The 16,354-nt window shown below is 67.5% G+C and carries 12 protein-coding genes; all 12 read right to left on the bottom strand.

Translation table 11 applies throughout. The features are described from left to right. Position 1 precedes the first annotated feature (1 nt). Entirely contained in the window at positions 2-2,536 is a 2,535-nt protein-coding gene (locus AC069H_RS21235) for an alpha-L-arabinofuranosidase C-terminal domain-containing protein (RefSeq protein WP_478233555.1), read from the bottom strand. Positions 2,537-2,777: 241 nt separating this feature from the next. Next, positions 2,778-4,025, bottom strand: coding sequence for a multiple monosaccharide ABC transporter permease (gene mmsB / locus AC069H_RS21230; RefSeq protein WP_478226065.1), 1,248 nt, complete (start codon positions 4,023-4,025; stop codon positions 2,778-2,780). 3 nt (positions 4,026-4,028) lie between these two features. Beyond that, positions 4,029-5,552 carry a multiple monosaccharide ABC transporter ATP-binding protein gene (gene mmsA, locus AC069H_RS21225; protein ID WP_478233554.1) on the bottom strand — a complete coding sequence of 508 codons (1,524 nt, stop codon included), beginning with the start codon at positions 5,550-5,552 and terminating at the stop codon, positions 4,029-4,031. A gap of 4 nt (positions 5,553-5,556) precedes the next feature. Continuing rightward, positions 5,557-6,684, bottom strand: a complete 1,128-nt coding sequence (gene chvE / locus AC069H_RS21220; protein ID WP_478233553.1) for a multiple monosaccharide ABC transporter substrate-binding protein — start codon at positions 6,682-6,684, stop codon at positions 5,557-5,559. Between the two features lie 26 nt (positions 6,685-6,710). Further along, a complete protein-coding gene (gene araA, locus AC069H_RS21215; protein WP_478233552.1) occupies positions 6,711-8,216 on the bottom strand; it encodes an L-arabinose isomerase in 1,506 nt (501 codons plus the stop codon). Continuing rightward, positions 8,213-8,899 (bottom strand): L-ribulose-5-phosphate 4-epimerase, encoded by a 687-nt coding sequence (locus AC069H_RS21210; protein WP_478233551.1) that lies wholly within the window; start codon positions 8,897-8,899, stop codon positions 8,213-8,215. The genes araA and AC069H_RS21210 overlap by 4 nt, the downstream gene beginning before the upstream one ends. Continuing rightward, positions 8,896-10,569, bottom strand: coding sequence for a ribulokinase (gene araB / locus AC069H_RS21205; RefSeq protein ID WP_478233550.1), 1,674 nt, complete (start codon positions 10,567-10,569; stop codon positions 8,896-8,898). The genes AC069H_RS21210 and araB overlap by 4 nt, the downstream gene beginning before the upstream one ends. A gap of 148 nt (positions 10,570-10,717) precedes the next feature. Next, entirely contained in the window at positions 10,718-11,701 is a 984-nt protein-coding gene (gene yjfF / locus AC069H_RS21200) for a galactofuranose ABC transporter, permease protein YjfF (protein WP_478233549.1), read from the bottom strand. Then, positions 11,698-12,735: an ABC transporter permease gene (locus AC069H_RS21195; protein WP_478226059.1), complete on the bottom strand. Its 1,038-nt coding sequence runs from the start codon at positions 12,733-12,735 to the stop codon at positions 11,698-11,700. The genes yjfF and AC069H_RS21195 overlap by 4 nt, the downstream gene beginning before the upstream one ends. Continuing rightward, positions 12,732-14,234, bottom strand: a complete 1,503-nt coding sequence (locus tag AC069H_RS21190) for a sugar ABC transporter ATP-binding protein (protein ID WP_478233613.1) — start codon at positions 14,232-14,234, stop codon at positions 12,732-12,734. The genes AC069H_RS21195 and AC069H_RS21190 overlap by 4 nt, the downstream gene beginning before the upstream one ends. 22 nt (positions 14,235-14,256) lie before the next feature. Further along, positions 14,257-15,228 carry an ABC transporter substrate-binding protein gene (locus AC069H_RS21185; protein WP_478233548.1) on the bottom strand — a complete coding sequence of 324 codons (972 nt, stop codon included), beginning with the start codon at positions 15,226-15,228 and terminating at the stop codon, positions 14,257-14,259. 78 nt (positions 15,229-15,306) lie between these two features. Further along, positions 15,307-16,320, bottom strand: a complete 1,014-nt coding sequence (locus AC069H_RS21180) for a LacI family DNA-binding transcriptional regulator (RefSeq protein WP_478233547.1) — start codon at positions 16,318-16,320, stop codon at positions 15,307-15,309. Between the last annotated feature and the right edge of the window lie 34 nt (positions 16,321-16,354).

The following is a 16,354-nucleotide window of genomic DNA, read 5'->3' as shown; positions in this document are numbered from 1 at the left end:
GTCATCCCCTCACTCGGGCCGGGAACCGCAGGAAGGTCACGGAGTTCGGTGGGAAGGTGTAGGTGAAGGCGTTCGACACTCCGGAGAACCGCGACTCGCGTGGCGCGATCGGCGTGCTGAACGCGGTGTTGACGTCCTCCGGCGAGCCCTGGAGCGTCGTCACGCGGGCGGTGGAACCCGGCTGGACGCGGGTGCCGAGATCGACCCGGGTGCGGGCGGCCGAGGTCTGGGCGTTGACCACCTTGACCATGAGTTCGCCGGTCTTGACGTCGCGGGTGACGACCTGGCGGAACGGTTCGGCGACCTTGTCGTCGGTGAACGAACCCCACTTCTGTCCGTCGAGGAACAGCGTCACCTGACGGCCGCGGACCTCGACCCGCAGGTCGTACTGCTTGCCGGTCTCGATCTTGGTGTCGTTCTGGAGCAGGGTCTGCTTGCCCCCGCCTTCGGTCTTCTCGACGGCGGAGACGGTGTTGTTCCAGCCGCCGAGGTTCCACCAGTAGTTGTTGCCGCTGTCCTTGACGCCGAAGGCGACCAGGAAGCCTTCCCTGCCACCGGTCTTGGTCGCCTTCACCGAGAAGTCGTAGTTGCTCCACGACGGATCACCCGCGGTCACCAGGGTGTTCTCGGCGGCCTGGTCCGACTGGACGTAGGCGCCGTTCGACACCGCCCACGAACCCGGGCCCGCCACCTTCGACCAGCGCGAATCGTCGCCGGAGAAGTCGTCCGAGAACAGCTGTGCGCCGTCGGCCGACGTGACCTTGACGTCGTCGTAGGCGGCGCTCGTCGCCCAGGTGGACAGTCCGATCGCGCCCGAGATCGGCGCGACCGTGGCAGGCGTGGCCGACGCCCTGCTCGGGACGACGTGGTCACCGACGTTGGTCATGAACAGCTTCTGCGTCTCGTAGCTGGCAGAAGCCCACGAACGCTGGTTGTCGAACCAGATCATGTCCGGTTTCCACTGCACGTAATCGGTGTTCGCCAGCAGCGGCGCGTACGACGCGAGCTTGACGACGTCGGCGTTCCGCTCCAGCCCGGTCATGTACGCGGCTTCGGCCAGCGCGTTGCCGAACTTGTTGTCCAGCGACGCGTACTCGCCGAGGAACACCTTCGGGCCGTTGCGGTCGTAGGTGTCGTAGCGCTGGTTGTTCTGGAGGAACCACTGCGGGCTGTTGTAGTAGTGCTCGTCGACCATCGAGACCTTCGCGTTCCGGTTCAGGTCCCACAGCCGGTCGAACGTCGTGCCGGTGTCGTCCGGTCCGGAGTTGCTGATCACCGTGATCCCCGGGTACTTCGCCGCGATCGCCTCGCGGAACTCGGTGAAGCGGGCGAAGAACTCGTCGGGCAGGTTCTCCTCGTTGCCGACGCCGACATGCGTCAGGTTGAACGGCGCCGGATGCCCCATCTCGGCCCGCTTCCTACCCCAGGTCGAGGTGACCGGGCCGTTGGCGAACTCGATCAAATCGAGGGTGTCCTGGATGTGCCGCCGCAGCAGCGCCGGGTCGTCGGTCGCCCTGTTCTGCCCGCAGCCGGTGACCAGCGCCGGGACCACCGGCAGCGGCATCGCGCCGATGTCCTCGGAGAACTGGAAGTACTCGTAGTAGCCGATACCGTAGGACTGGTTGTAGCCCCAGAAGTTCGCGTTCGTGGCCCGCTGCTCGACCGGGCCGATCGTGTCCTTCCACTGGTACGAACGCTTCCGTTCCCAGTTCGGCGCCTCGTAACCCTGGTGGCTTCCGGTGTTGACGAGGCATCCGCCGGGGAAGCGCACGAAACCGGGTTTGAGCGCGGCGATCTTCTCCGCCAGATCCGCCCGCATGCCGTTCGGACGGTTCTTGTAGGTGTCGCGCGGGAACAGCGACACCATGTCCAGCCGCAGCGTGCCACCGCCGGACGCGGTCAGCGCGAGCCTGCCCAGCGCGCTCGACTCCCGCACCCGGACGGCGCCGGTGTACTTCACCCAGCCGTCGCCGCGGACCTGCACCCGCAGCGGATCGGCGAGCGCCTTGCCCGCGGGATCGGTGACGGCCACCGTGAGCGGAGTGCCCGCCGCCCGATCGGTCCGGGCGAACACCGAGAAGTCGTACTGCTTGCCCTTCTCGACCCGGATCCCCGAGTTGTAGCCGGAGTTCGCGACGCCGTACTCGCCACTGCCCAGGTCGAGCTTGAGATAGCGACGGTTCCGTTCGTTGAGCCGCCGGTCGTCGTCGGCCACCGTCGCCGTGCCGGTGCCCCCGTTGAGCGACGTGGGCGCCCACGACGTCAACGGCGTGTACGACGCGTTGTCGGCCTTGTCGTACTCGAAGGACCGGTTCTGCACGAGCTCCGCGTACAGCCCGCCGTCCGCGGCACGGTTGATGTCCTCGAAGAAGACGCCGTACATCGAACGGTCGATCGTGGCACCACGTCCCGCCGCGTCCACGGCGAGGCTGTACTCGGTCGTCGGTGTCTGGCCCGAAGCGGTCTGAACGGGCACGAGGACACCGGCGGCGATGGTCAGGGACAGCACACTTATCCGGGTGAACCTGCTGCGCACAGCACTTCCTTTCGCGACGTTGCGAGGAAACCGGGGTTAGGAAGGTTCTTCGTGTTCTGCGGGGGTATGACGATCGGCGTTCCGCGGAGTTTTCTGTGTCGCGAAAGCCACTTTGGGGACGTCTGGTGTCTAAAGTGGCTTTCGCGACACGGCCCCGGGGCTCCACCCCGAATACGGGACGCGAGCCGGCAGCCGGCCAGGTCCCCCTCACCGCTTGACATGAGGGGAAAGTCCCCGACCATCAGGCGGCGGTGCGGGCCCGCCGCTTGGTCCAGATGTCGTAGGCGACGGCGGCGAGCAGCACGAACCCCTTGACCAGGTTCACGCTCTCGGTCGGCGCGCCGATCAGGGACATGCCGTTGTTGATCACGCCCATGATGAGACCGCCGGTGATCGCGCCGACCACCTTGCCGACCCCGCCCTGCACCGCGGCGCCGCCGATGAACGCCGCGGCGATCGCGTCGAGTTCGAACATGTTGCCCGCGGTCGGCCCGGCCTGGTTGAGCCGTCCGGCCACGATGATCCCGGCGAGCGCGGAGAGCACGCCCATGTTGACGAAGATCCAGAACGTCACGGACTTGACCTTTACCCCGGACAGCGTCGCCGCCTGGAGGTTCCCGCCGATCGCGTAGATGTGACGGCCGAAGACCGCGCGCGTCGTCACCAGCGAATAGCCGATCACCAGCACCGACAGCAGGATCAGCACCCAGGGCAGGTTCTTGTACCGCGCCAGCTGCACCACCACGAACAGCACCACTGCGGCCGCCGCGACGATCTTCAGCAGGAACATCGGCAACGGGTCCACCTCCTGCAGGTAGTTCAGCCGGGCCGTCCGCTTGCGCCAGCGCGACGCGACCGCGCCCGCGATGGCCAGTGCGCCCACCAACAGGCTGACCACGTCGGCGCCGCCGAGCGGGCCGAGCCCGATGTTGCCGAGGTAGCCGCCGGTGAACCCGTTCGCCAGCGTCCGCACCTCGTCCGGGAACGGGCCGATCCCCTGGTTCCCGAGCACGGTGAGGGTGAGGGCGCGGAAGATCAGCATTCCCGCCAGCGTCACGATGAACGCGGGGATCCCGAAGTACGCGACCCAATACCCTTGCCACGCCCCGATCACCGCGCCGACAGCCAGCGTGATCAACAGCGCGACCGGCCACGCCATGCCCATGTTCACCATCAGCACGGCCGAGATCGCGCCGGTCAGCGCCACCACGGAGCCGACCGACAGGTCGATGTGCCCGGCGATGATGATCAGGATCATGCCGATCGCGAGAATCAGCACGTACGAGTTCTGCACGATCAGGTTCGAGATGTTCTGCGGTTCCAGCAGCGCGCCGCCGGTGAGGATCGAGAACAACACGACGATCAGCGCGAACGCGACGTAGATGCCGCTCTCGCGCGGGTTGAACGAGATCCGGCGCGGCGCCCTGGCCGGCGCGGCTCCCTGCTGGTCCGGGACACCGGTGACGGTGTCGGCGGAGGCGGTGCTCATGTCTTACTCCTGTTCCCTGGTCATCGCCCGCATGAGGACCTCTTGGGTGGCCTCGGCCCGGCCGACCTCACCGGTGATCCGGCCCGCCGACAGCGTGTAGATCCGGTCGCACAGACCGAGCAGCTCCGGCAGCTCGGACGAGATGACCAGGACGGCCTTCCCCTCGTCGGCGAGCCGGTTGACGATCGTGTAGATCTCGTACTTCGCGCCGACGTCGATGCCGCGGGTGGGCTCGTCGAGGATCAGCACGTCCGGATCGGTGAGGATCCATTTGGACAGCACGACCTTCTGCTGGTTACCGCCGGAAAGCGTGCCGGTCACGCTGCGCACGTCCGGTGCCTTGATGTTCATGCTCTTGCGGAATTCTTCGGCGACACGGTGTTCTTCGTTCTCGTCCACCCATCCGCGCCGGGCGAGTTTGCCCAGCGCCGCGCCGGAGATGTTGCGCTGGATGTCCTCGATGAGGTTGAGCCCGTAGCGTTTGCGGTCTTCGGTGGCGTACGCGATCCCGTTGGCGACGGCGTCGCCGACCGTGCGCACCTCGATCTCCTTGCCGTCCTTGATCAGGTGCCCGGAGATGTCCTTGCCGTACGACCGGCCGAACACACTCATCGCGAGCTCGGTCCGCCCGGCGCCCATCAGTCCCGCCAGCCCGACGATCTCGCCGCGCCGCAACGTCAGGCTCGCGCCGTCGACGACGATCCGGCCGTGCTGCGTCGGGCTGTACACGGTCCAGTCCTCGATCCGGAGGACCTCGTCGCCGATCCGCGGTTCCCTTGGCGGGAAACGGTTCTCCAGTTTCCGGCCGACCATCCCGGCGATGATCCGGTCTTCGGTCACCGTGCTCGCGTCCAGCGTCTCGATCGTCCTGCCGTCGCGCAGGATGGTGATCGAATCGGCGATCGCGGCGATCTCGTTGAGCTTGTGCGAGATCAAGACGCAGGTGACGCCGTCGTCGCGCAGGCCGCGCAACAGTTCGAGCAGATGCGCAGAATCGTCGTCGTTCAGCGCCGCCGTCGGCTCGTCAAGGATCAGCAATTTGACCTCTTTGGACAGTGCCTTGGCGATCTCCACCAGCTGCTGTTTGCCGACACCGATGTCGAGCACCGGCGTCACCGGGTTCTCCCGCAGGCCGACGCGCCGCAGCAGCTCGCCCGCCTGCTGGTTGGTCCGGTTCCAGTCGATCAGCCCGCCGCGGGCCTTCTCGTTGCCGAGGAAGATGTTCTCCGCGATGGACAGCTGCTGGCACAGCGCGAGTTCCTGGTGGATGATCACGATGCCGCGGCGTTCGCTGTCGCGGATCGCGGAGAACGCGCACGGCTCGCCGTCGAAGACGATCTCGCCGTCGTACGAGCCGTGCGCGTAGACGCCCGAGAGCACCTTCATCAGCGTGGACTTGCCCGCGCCGTTCTCGCCGCAGATGGCGTGGATCTCTCCCCGGCGCACCGACAGGTTGACGTCCTGCAGCGCCTTGACGCCGGGGAAGGTCTTGGTGATCCCCCGCATCCGAAGGATTTCGTCGGTCACGTCGCTACCTCAGCTGTTCCGCTTTGTAGTAGCCCGAATCGATGAGTTCCTTCTGGTAGTTCCCCTTGTTGAGGATCACCGATTCCAGCAGGAACGCCGGGACGACCTTCTGGCCGTTGTCGTAGTCGGTCGTGTTGTTGGTCTCGGCCTTGCCGCCCTTGAGCACCGTGTCGGCCATCTTGACCGTGGTCTCGGCGAGTTTGCGGGTGTCCTTGAAGATGGTCGAGTACTGCTCGCCGGCGATGATCGACTTCACCGACGCGACCTCGGCGTCCTGGCCGGTGACCACGGGGTACGGCTGGCCCGGGGTGCCGTAGCCGTTGCTCTTCAGCGCCGAGAGGATGCCGATGGAGAGCCCGTCATACGGCGAGAGCACGCCCTGCACCTTGTCGCCGGAGCTGTAGGTCTTGGTCAGCAGGTCTTCCATCCGCCGCTGCGCGGTCGCGGCCTGCCAGCGCAGGATCGCCGCGACGTTGAACGCGGTCTGGCCGCTCTTGACGACCAGCGTCCCGTTGTCGAGGTACGGCTTCAGCACCGACATGGCGCCGTTGAAGAAGAACGTCGCGTTGTTGTCGTCCGGCGAACCGGCGAAGAGTTCGATGTTGAACGGTCCCTTGCCCTCACCGGGCGAACCATCCTCTTTGAGGACCTTGAGCCCGGTGAGCAGCGACGTCGCCTGCTGCACACCGACCTTGAAGTTGTCGAAGGTCGCGTAGTAGTCGACGTTCGGGGTGTTGCGGATCAGCCGGTCGTAGGCGATGACCGGGATCTTCTTGTCCGCGGCCTCCTGCAGCTGGGTGGTGATCGCGGTGCCGTCGATCGAGGCGATCACGAGCAGTTTCGCGCCCTTGGTGATCTGGTTCTCGATCTGGTTCACCTGGGTGGGGATGTCGTCCTCGGCGTACTGGAGGTCGACTTGGTAGCCCAGCTTCTCCAGCGCCGCCTTGATGTTGTCGCCGTCGTGGATCCAGCGCTCCGACGATTTGGTCGGCATGGTGACGCCGACGAGGCCGCCGGCGGCACCTCCCGCGGCCGCCTGCTGATCGACGGTCTTCTGACTCGAACCGCAGGCCGTCAGCGCGGCACCGAGGCCGACCGCCACGGCCAGTGTGGCCAGTTTCGTGAACTTCATTGTTCCTTCTCTCCGGTGGGGACCGATCAGAATCCTTGTGCGAGCCGGTAGTAGGCCTGGTTCCAGCGCATCCGGTCGGCGATCGAGGCGGGCGTCGTGGTCTGGTCGATCACCAGCAGCTCGACGTCGAGCATGGTGGCGAAATCCCGGATCGATTCGGTGCCGACGGCCTGCGTGAGCACCGTGTGATGCGGCCCGCCCGCGGTGATCCACGCTTCGGCGGAGGTCGCCAACGACGGCGCCGGCTTCCACACCGCACGCGCGACCGGAAGATTCGGCAGCGGCTCGTCCGGTGCGACGACCTCGACTTCGTTGGCCACCAAGCGGAATCGGTCGCCGAGGTCGGCGAGGCCGATCACGACGGCGTCACCGGCGGCGGCGTCGAACACCAGGCGGACGGGATCCTCGCGGCCGCCGATACCGAGCGGGTGGATCTCGCACGAAGGCCGGGCGGCGGCAATGCTCGGGCAGACTTCGAGCATGTGCGCGCCGAGGATCTTCGGTTCACCGGGCCCGAAGTGGTAGGTGTAGTCCTCCATGAACGACGTTCCGCGCTCGGAGTCGCGGCCCATCGCCTTGACCGCGGTCAGCAGCGCGGACGTCTTCCAGTCCCCTTCGCCGCCGAAGCCGTAGCCATCGGCCATCAGGCGCTGTACCGCGAGCCCCGGCAGCTGCCGCAGGCCGCCGAGATCCTCGAAGTTCGTGGTGAACGCGCCGAAACCGCCGTCCGCCAGGAACGTGCGAAGTCCCTTCTCGATCCGGGCGGCGTAGCGCAGCGACTCGTGCCGCTCCCCCGACTCGGCCAGATCCGGCGCGAGCGCGTACGAGTCGGCGTACTCCTCGACGAGCGTGTCGACCTCGGCGTCGGGCACCGCGTCGACCAGCGCGACGAGTTCGTTGACGCCGTAGGTGTTCACCGAGACGCCGAACTTCAGTTCCGCCTCGACCTTGTCCCCGTCGGTGACCGCGACGTCGCGCATGTTGTCACCGAACCGCGCGAGCTTGAGCGAACCGATCGTCTGGCGGCCGACCGCCGCGCGGACCCACGCGTCGATCCGGTCGGCGACCGACGGATCCGCCGCGTGCCCGGCGATGGTCTTGCGCGGCACCCCGAGCCGGGTCTGGATGTAGCCGAACTCGCGGTCGCCGTGCGCGGCCTGGTTCAGGTTCATGAAGTCCATGTCGATGGACTGCCACGGCAGCGCCTCGTTGAGCTGGGTGTGCAGATGCAGCAAGGGTTTCCGTAGCGCGTCCAGTCCGGTGATCCACATCTTCGCCGGCGAGAACGTGTGCATCCACGCGATCACGCCGACACAGGCGTCGTCCGCGTTCGCCTCGAGCATCACGCGCCGGATCGCCGACGGCTCCGTCAGCACCGGCTTCGCGACGATCCCGGCAGAGATCCGGCCGGTGTCGGCCAGCATCCGCTGGATCTGCAACGACTGACCCGCGACCTGTTCGAGGGTTTCTTCGCCGTACAGCGCCTGGCTCCCGGTGAGGAACCAGACCTCGGTCTTCCGCTGTGTGCTCACTTCTCTCCCTGCTGGCCGTAGACGTTCTGGTAGCGCGCGTAGAGCCGGTCCACGTCCTGTTCGGACAGTGGTTCCGGGGTTCCCAGCGCGGAAGCGATGTGGACGGTCTTCGCGACGTCCTCGACCATCACCGCGGCCTTGACCGCGTCGCGTGCGGTGCGGCCGACGGTGAACGGCCCGTGGTTGCGCATCAGCACGGCGGGCGAGCGGCTGGCCCGCAGGGTCTCGACGATGCCCCGGCCGATCGAGTCGTCGCCGATCAGCGCGAACGGCCCGACCGGGATCTCGCCGCCGAACTCGTCCGCGATCATCGTGAGCACGCACGGGATCGGCTCCCCGCGCGCCGCCCAGGCGGTGGCATAGGTCGAATGCGTGTGGACGACACCGCCGACCTCCGGCATGTGCCGGTAGACGTAGGCGTGCGCGGCCGTGTCCGAAGAGGGCGCCAGATCACCGTGGACGACTTCGCCGTACAGGTCGGTGACGACCATCGTGTCGGCGGTCAGTTCGCCGTAGGACACGCCGGACGGTTTGATCACCATCAGGTCGTGCCCGGGGACGCGTGCCGACACGTTGCCCGCGGTCCAGATGACCAGTTCGTAGCGGGTCAGCTCGCTGTGCAGCCGCGCGACGGTGTCCCGCAGTTCTTCGAAGGTGTCCGTGATCTCCACAGCGAGGCTCATCGGTGCTGTCCTTTCCTGGCGGCACGGCGGCGGGCGGCGAGCCGGTGCATGACGTCGTTGGTCCCGCGGCCGAAGTAGTCGTGCAGCGCGGCGTACTCGGCGTAGAGGTCGTCGTAGGCCTTCACGTTCTCGGCGATCGGGCGGTGGACCGCGCGGCGGACCGAGCCCATCGCGAGGGCCGCGGCCGGGACGTCCGGATGCGCTCCGGCCGCGACGGCGGCGTGGATCGCGGAGCCCAGAGCGGGACTCTGCGCCGAACCGGCCACCGAAAGCGGCAGGTTCGTCACGTCGGCGTAGATCTGCATCAGCAGGGGGTTCTTGACCAGGCCGCCGGCGACGATCAGTTCGGTGACCGGCACCCCGGCGCGGTCGAAGGTCTCGATGATCGTCCTGGTGCCGAACGCGGTCGCTTCGAGCAACGCGCGGTAGGTGTCCTCAGCGCGCGTCGCGAGCGTCTGCCCGACGACGACGCCGGACAGTTCGTGGTCGACCAGCACCGACCGGTTCCCGCTGTGCCAGTCGAGCGCGACGAGACCGTGCTCGCCGATCTCCTGTACCGCGGCGAGCCGGGTGAGCAGTTCGTGGACGGAGATCCCGGCTTCCCTGGCATCGTCCACATAGGACGCCGGGACACCGTGTTCGACGAACCACGCGAAGATGTCACCGACGCCGCTCTGGCCCGCCTCGTAACCCCACTGCCCGGAAACGATCCCGCCGTCGACGACGCCGCACATCCCCGGCACCTCGCGCAGTTCGGCGCCGTTCATCACGTGACAGGTGGAGGTGCCCATGATCGCGACCATCTGGCCCGGCTCCACCGCCTGGACGGCGGGCGCGGTGACATGCGCGTCGACGTTGCCGACGGCGACCGCGATCCCTTCCGGCAGCCCGGTCCATTCCGCCGCCTGTGCGCTCAGGCTGCCTGCCTTGGCGCCGAGAGCGCCCAGCGGATGGACGAGCTTGTCGTCCACGAAGGACCCGAAGCCGGGTGCGAGCTCCTCCAGGAACTCCGCGCTCGGGTAGCGGCCGTCCTGGAGAATGCCCTTGTACCCGGCGGTGCACGCGTTGCGCACGTAGGTCCCGGTGAGCTGCCAGACGATCCAGTCGGCTAGTTCGACCCAATGCCGCATCCGGTCATAGACCTCGGGAGCCTCTTCGAAGACCTCCAGCGCCTTGGCGAACTCCCACTCCGAAGAGATCAGCCCGCCGTAGCGCGGGAGCCACGACTCGCCGCGCTTTCGTGCCAGCGCGTTGATCCGGTCCGCCTGCGGCTGCGCGGAATGGTGCCGCCACAGCTTCACGTAGGCGTGCGGGTTCCCGCCGAACTCGGGCAGTTCGCACAGCGGCGTGCCCTCGGCCGTGGTCGGCACCATCGTGCACGCGGTGAAGTCGGTGCCGATGCCGATCACGTCGGCGGGGTCCGCACCGGCGGCCCGGATGGCTTCCGGCACGGCGGTGCGGAGCACGTCGACGTAGTCCGACGGCACCTGCAGTGCCCAGTCCGGCGGCAGACCGTGCCCGGTCTGCGGCAGGATCCGGTCGATCACGCCGTGGCGGTATTCCGAAACCGCGCTGCCCAGTTCCGCGCCGTCGCGGACGCGGACCACGACGGCCCGGCCGGACAGCGTCCCGAAGTCGACGCCGACGACCAGCGGCTCCCCTGTACTCACTTCTTCTCCCGAACTGTTAGCGTTCACATTTCTGGTCGAAAACCACGTTCATGCGTGCTTGGAGCCGTAACTCGCGTGCTTGAAGGCGGATCACGCGTGTTCCGCCTTCAAGCACGCGAGTTACGGCTCCAAGCACGCGAGTTCCGTCCTACGTTGCTCGCCTGCCGACGAGGCGTTGCAGCACGATGAAGGCGAACAGCAGCGCGCCGGTGATGATCGAGGTCCACCAGGAGTTCAGCGTGCCGTCGAAGGTGATCAGGGTCTGGATGACGCCCAGCACCATGATCCCCAGCACCGTCCCGAGGACGTAGCCGGAACCGCCGGTGAGCAACGTGCCACCGATGACGACGGCCGCGATCGCGGTGAGTTCCAGCCCGACGCCGTTGAGCGGATCGCCGGAAGACTTGTACAGCACCAGAAGCAGGCCACCGAGCGCCGAGCAGAACCCACTGAGCGTGTAGACCGAGATCCGCGTGCGGCCGACGTTGAGGCCCATCAGCAGCGCCGACTTCGGGTTCCCGCCGATCGCGTACACCGTCCGGCCGAATCGTGTTCCGTAAAGGATGTATACAGCGGCGGCGACCACGACCAGCGCGACGACCACGCCGATCGAGATGTGCAACTCCCCGCCGAGCGGGATCTGCGTCTGCGCGAGGCTCGCGACCGTCGGGTCGTCGATCGAGTACGCCTGGGTGCTGATCGTGTAACACAGCCCCCTGGCAAAAAACATCCCGATCAGGGTGGCGATGAACGGCTGGATCTCGAAGACCTGGATCAGCACGCCCATCCCGAAGCCCAGCGCCGCGCCGATCGCCAGGACCGCGGGGATCACCGCGAAAACCGGCCAGCCCTGGTTCTGCAGCAGGTCGGCGGAGACCACTGTGGACAACGCCACGACCGAACCCACCGACAGGTCGATCCCGCCGGTGAGGATCACGAACGTCATCCCGACGGCGACGACCAGCAGGAACGCGTTGTTGATGAACAGGTCGAGCACGACCTGTCCGGAGCCGAACGCCGTGTAGCTCGACGCGCCGTAAACGTACGCGCCGATGAGCATCGCCATCGTCGCCAGGATCGGCAGATGCCGCTGCCGCGGCCGGTAGCCCTTGATGCGGTCGAGTGTCGTCATACCCCGGCCTCCACCTTCTCCGGCACGACGGCGGCAGGCGGCGGGGCCGCTTTTCGCCGCCGGGCGAGCTTCTTGCGGAACACCGGCGACTGCAACAGGCAGACCGCCAGCACGACCACGGCCTTGAACAGCATGATCGCCTGCGGCGCGATCCCCAGCGCGTACACGGTGGTCGTCAACGTCTGGATGAGCAGTGCGCCGATCACCGAGCCGGTGAGCGAGAACCGGCCACCGGTCAGCAGCGTCCCGCCGATGACGACGGCGAGGATCGCGTCGAGTTCGATGAACTGCCCGGCGTTGTTGCCGTCGGCGCTGTGCACGTTCGCGCTGATCATCAGCCCGGCGATGCCGGCGCAGAGCGCGCAGAAGACGTAGGTGAGCCAGATCAGCCTGGCCGACCGGAGCCCGGCGAGCCTGCCCGCCTCCGGGTTGCCGCCCACCGATTCGACCAGCAGCCCCAGCGCCGACCGGCGGACCAGCACCGCGGCGATGGCGAACACCGCCAGCGCGATGAGGATGGCGCTGGGCAGGCCGAAGGTGAACCCGCTGCCGATCCACTCGTAGGGATGCGAATTGACGGTGATGATCTGGCCGCCGGTGATCAGCTGGGCGATACCGCGGCCCGCGACCATCAGGATCAGGGTCGCGATGATCGGCTGGATGCCCAGTACCGCCACGAGCCAGCCGTTCCACACCCCGAGCGCGAGGGCCAGACCCAGTGCCATCCCGACCGCGGCGAGCGTCCCGCCGAGGCTGTTCTGGTCACCGAGTCCGCTGATGTGGAGACACGCCAGCGCGCCGCTGATCGCCACGACCGCGCCGACGGAGAGGTCGATCCCCCGCGTCGCCACCACCAGGGTCATGCCGATCGCGATGAGGATCAGCGGGGCGCCGTTCTTGAGGATGTCGATCAGGTTCCCGTAGAGATGCCCGTCGCGGAATTCGATCGCGAAGAACGCCGGGTGCACGATGAGGTCGCCGAGCAGCAGCGCCAGCAGCGCCACGACGGGCCAGAACAACCGATGCTTGGTCATCGTGCGACTCCTTCGGCCATCGTCGCCATGACGCGGTCCGCGGTCAGCGATTCGTTGTCCAGTACGGCGACCACCGCGCGGTCGCGCAGCACGACGACCCGATGGCTCAACCGCAGCACCTCCTCGAGTTCGGCGGAGATGAACACGACGGCCATCCCCTCGCTCGAAAGCCGGGCGACCAGCCGCTGGATCTCCGTCTTGGCGCCGATGTCGATGCCGCGCGTCGGCTCGTCGAGGATCAGCAGCCGGGGTTCGGTGATGAGCCATCTCGCGAGCAGCACCTTCTGCTGGTTGCCGCCACTGAGGTCGCCGACCTTCGCTTCCGCGTTCGCGGGCCGGATGTCGAGCATCTCGATGTAGCGCTCGGCGATCTCGTCCTGCCGCCGCCGCGGGATCGGCCGCGCCCAGCCCCGTGAGGCCTGCAACGCGAGCACGATGTTCTCGCGCACGGTGAGCTCCTCGACGAGTCCTTCGGTCTTGCGGTTCTCCGAACAGAACGCGATCCGATGGTCGAGCCCGGTCCGCGGCGTCTTCAGCGACACCGGCTCGCCGTCGATCCGCACGGAACCGCTGTCCGCGTGATCGGCGCCGAACAACAGCCGCGCCAGTTCGGTGCGGCCCGAACCGAGCAGCCCGGCGAGGCCGACGACCTCGCCCGCCCGGATGTCGAGCGAGAACGGCGCGACACCGCCCTTGCGGCCGACATCGCCCGCTTCGAGGAACACCGGCGCACCGGCGAGGTCGGACCGGCTGTGGCCCGAGTCCTCGATGTCTTCGAGTGCCTCGAGTTCCTTGCCGATCATCCTGGTGACCAGGTCGACCGGGGTGATCTCCTCGGTGCGGTATTCGCCGATCAGCTTCCCGTTGCGCAGCACCGTCATCCGGTCCGCGACGGCGAAGACCTGCTCGATGAAATGGGAGACGAACAGGATCGCCATCCCCTGATCCCGCAGCGAACGCACCACGTTCAGCAGCTGCTCGACCTCGCCGGCGTCCAAACTGGACGTCGGTTCGTCGAGCACGAGGACTCGCGCGTCGACGTCGAGCGCCCTGGCGATCGCGACCAGTTGCTGCACCGCGATCGAGCAGCTGCTCAGCTCGGCCGAAACGTCCACCTCGACGTCCAGCCTGGCCAGCAGCGCGGCCGCCCGGCGGCGCGTCTCACGCCAGTCGATGCGGCCGCGCCGTCGCGGTTCCTTGCCGAGGCAGATGTTCTCCGCCACCGACAGGTTCGGGCAGAGGTTCACTTCCTGGTAGACGGTGCTCACGCCGGAGTGCTGCGCTTCTCCCGGGCCGCTGAACGCGACCCGGGAGCCGTCGAGTTCGATCGTGCCCGCGTCCACCCCGTACACGCCGGTGAGCACTTTGATCAGGGTGGACTTGCCGGCGCCGTTCTCACCCATCAGGGCATGCACTTCGCCGGGGAACATCCGGAAGGAGACGTCGTCGAGGGCGACCACGCCGGGGAATTCCTTCCGGATGTGGCTCATCCGCAGCATCGCGAGGGGTTCTGTCATCGGGTCAGTACTGGCGCTGCGGCAGGGCGGCCTTCGCGGACGCCTGGTCGAATTCGGTCTCGGTGGTCTCGATGCGCGGTGGCACCTGCTCACCGGCGGCGACCTTCTTCACCAGGTCCATCAGCTGCGGGCCGAGGAGCGGGTTGCATTCGACGACGTGGTTGATCTTGCCGTCGGCCAGTGCCCGCAGGGCGTCGCGGACGCCGTCGACCGAGACGATCTTGATGTCCTTGCCGGGCACCTTCCCAGCGGCTTCGATCGCTTCGATGGCGCCGAGGGCCATGTCGTCGTTGTGCGCGTACAACACGTCGATCTTGGGCTGGGACTTCAGGAAGGCCTCCATGACCTCCTTGCCCTTGGCCCGCGTGAACTCACCGGTCTGCGACGCGACGACCTTGAACTTCGGGTTCGACGCGATGACGTCGGCGAAACCCTTCTTGCGGTCGTTCGCCGGCGCGGAGCCGGTGGTGCCCTGCAGTTCCACGATGCTGACGTCGCCTGCCGCCGAGCCGAACTCCTTGGCCAGCCACTCGCCCGCCTTCCTGCCCTCGGCGACGAAGTCCGAACCGAGGAAGGTCTTGTACAGCGACTTGTCCGGCGAATCGACGGCCCGGTCGGTCAGGATCACCGGGATGTTCGCCGTCTTCGCCTCCTTGAGCACGGTGTCCCAGCCGGATTCCACGACCGGCGAGAAGGCGATCACCTTGACCTTCTGCTGGATGTAGGAGCGGATCGCGGCGATCTGGTTCTCCTGCTTCTGCTGCGCGTCGGAGAACTTCAGCTCGATCCCGGCCGCCTTCGCGGACTCCTGGATGGACTTCGTGTTCGCCGTGCGCCAGCCGCTTTCCGCGCCCACCTGGGCGAAGCCGAGGGTGAGGGCGCCGCCGCCACCCGTTCCACCGCCACCGCCGCACGCGGAGAGCAGGAGCAGCCCGGCCACTCCGGCCACGATCGCCGTCCACGGTTTTCTTGCCACATCGACTCCTAGATCCGCACTGATCAGTTGAGTTAGCGTTAACACTTGTGCCTCGAGCCTTGAAGACGGCTCAGTGTGCTACGAAAGACCGGTGCTCTCCCGCACGATCAGTTCGGGGACCACCAGGTCGCGGTCTCGGTTCTCACCACCGTTCATCCGGCGGCGGAGCAGGTCGAACGTGCGCCTGCCGACTTCGACGAAGTCCTGGCGCACCGTCGTCAGCGGCGGTGTGTAGTAGGCCGCCTCGGGAACGTCGTCGAAGCCGACGATCCGCATCTCCCCCGGCACGTTCACCCCGGCTTCGGTGCAGGCACGGAGAAAACCGAGGGCCATCTGGTCGTTCGCCACGAACACCGCGTCCAGGCCCTTTTCGCCGACGAGGGATCGCCCCGCCGCGTACCCGGAACGCGCGCTCCAGTCGCCGCGGATGACGGGCGGGATCCGTGCGCCGTGCCGCTGCAGGGTCTCGCGCCAGCCGCGTTCGCGGTCGAGCGCCTCCAGCCAGTCTTCGGGTCCGGCCACATGCCAGACCGTCTCGTGACCGAGGCCGAGAAGGTGCTCCGTGGCGCGCCGCGCGCCGTCGTACTGGTCGACCGAGATCACCGGGACCGGCGCTTTCTCCCCACCGCCGACCGCGACGAGCGGCACGTCGCTGGGCGCCGCTTCCAGCGCACGCGCGGCGGTGACGTGCGGCGCGATCACGACGATGCCCTCGACGGCCTGGCGGCGCAGGCGCTCCACCGCGTCCGCGATGGACGACCGGCCCGGACGGCTGATGCTGGTTATGGTCGTCGCGTACCCGGCTTCGCGGGCGGCGTGCTCGATACCGCTCAAGGTACTGGCCGGACCGTAGAGATTGGCCTCCAGCGCGACCACGCCGAGCGTGCCCGAGCGGCCGGTGACCAGCGCGCGGGCGACCGAGTTCGGCCGGTAGTCCAGCTGCTCGATGGCGGCGTTGACGCGGACGCGCGTCTCGGCGCGGACCGGCCCGGTGCCGTTGATGACCCGCGAGACCGTCATATGCGAAACACCCGCGAGCGCGGCCACGTCGGTGAGACTGGCCTGCTTGCTCTCGGTGGTTTCGCGCGCCATCGCCTGTCTCCAAATCCCGGTACCGTGTGACGAG

The sequence above is a fragment of the Amycolatopsis sp. NPDC043887 genome (assembly GCF_056435665.1).
This window is presented reverse-complemented; position numbering and strand designations above follow the sequence as displayed.

Bases quoted from the DNA above. Each gene is read 5' to 3' on its own strand.
- mmsB (WP_478226065.1), bottom strand. From the start codon at position 4,025: ATGAGCACCGCCTCCGCCGACACCGTCACCGGTGTCCCGGACCAGCAG.
- chvE (WP_478233553.1), bottom strand. From the start codon at position 6,684: ATGAAGTTCACGAAACTGGCCACACTGGCCGTGGCGGTCGGCCTCGGT.
- AC069H_RS21210 (WP_478233551.1), bottom strand. From the start codon at position 8,899: ATGAGCCTCGCTGTGGAGATCACGGACACCTTCGAAGAACTGCGGGAC.
- yjfF (WP_478233549.1), bottom strand. From the start codon at position 11,701: ATGACGACACTCGACCGCATCAAGGGCTACCGGCCGCGGCAGCGGCAT.
- AC069H_RS21195 (WP_478226059.1), bottom strand. From the start codon at position 12,735: ATGACCAAGCATCGGTTGTTCTGGCCCGTCGTGGCGCTGCTGGCGCTG.
- AC069H_RS21190 (WP_478233613.1), bottom strand. From the start codon at position 14,234: ATGCTGCGGATGAGCCACATCCGGAAGGAATTCCCCGGCGTGGTCGCC.
- AC069H_RS21180 (WP_478233547.1), bottom strand. From the start codon at position 16,320: ATGGCGCGCGAAACCACCGAGAGCAAGCAGGCCAGTCTCACCGACGTG.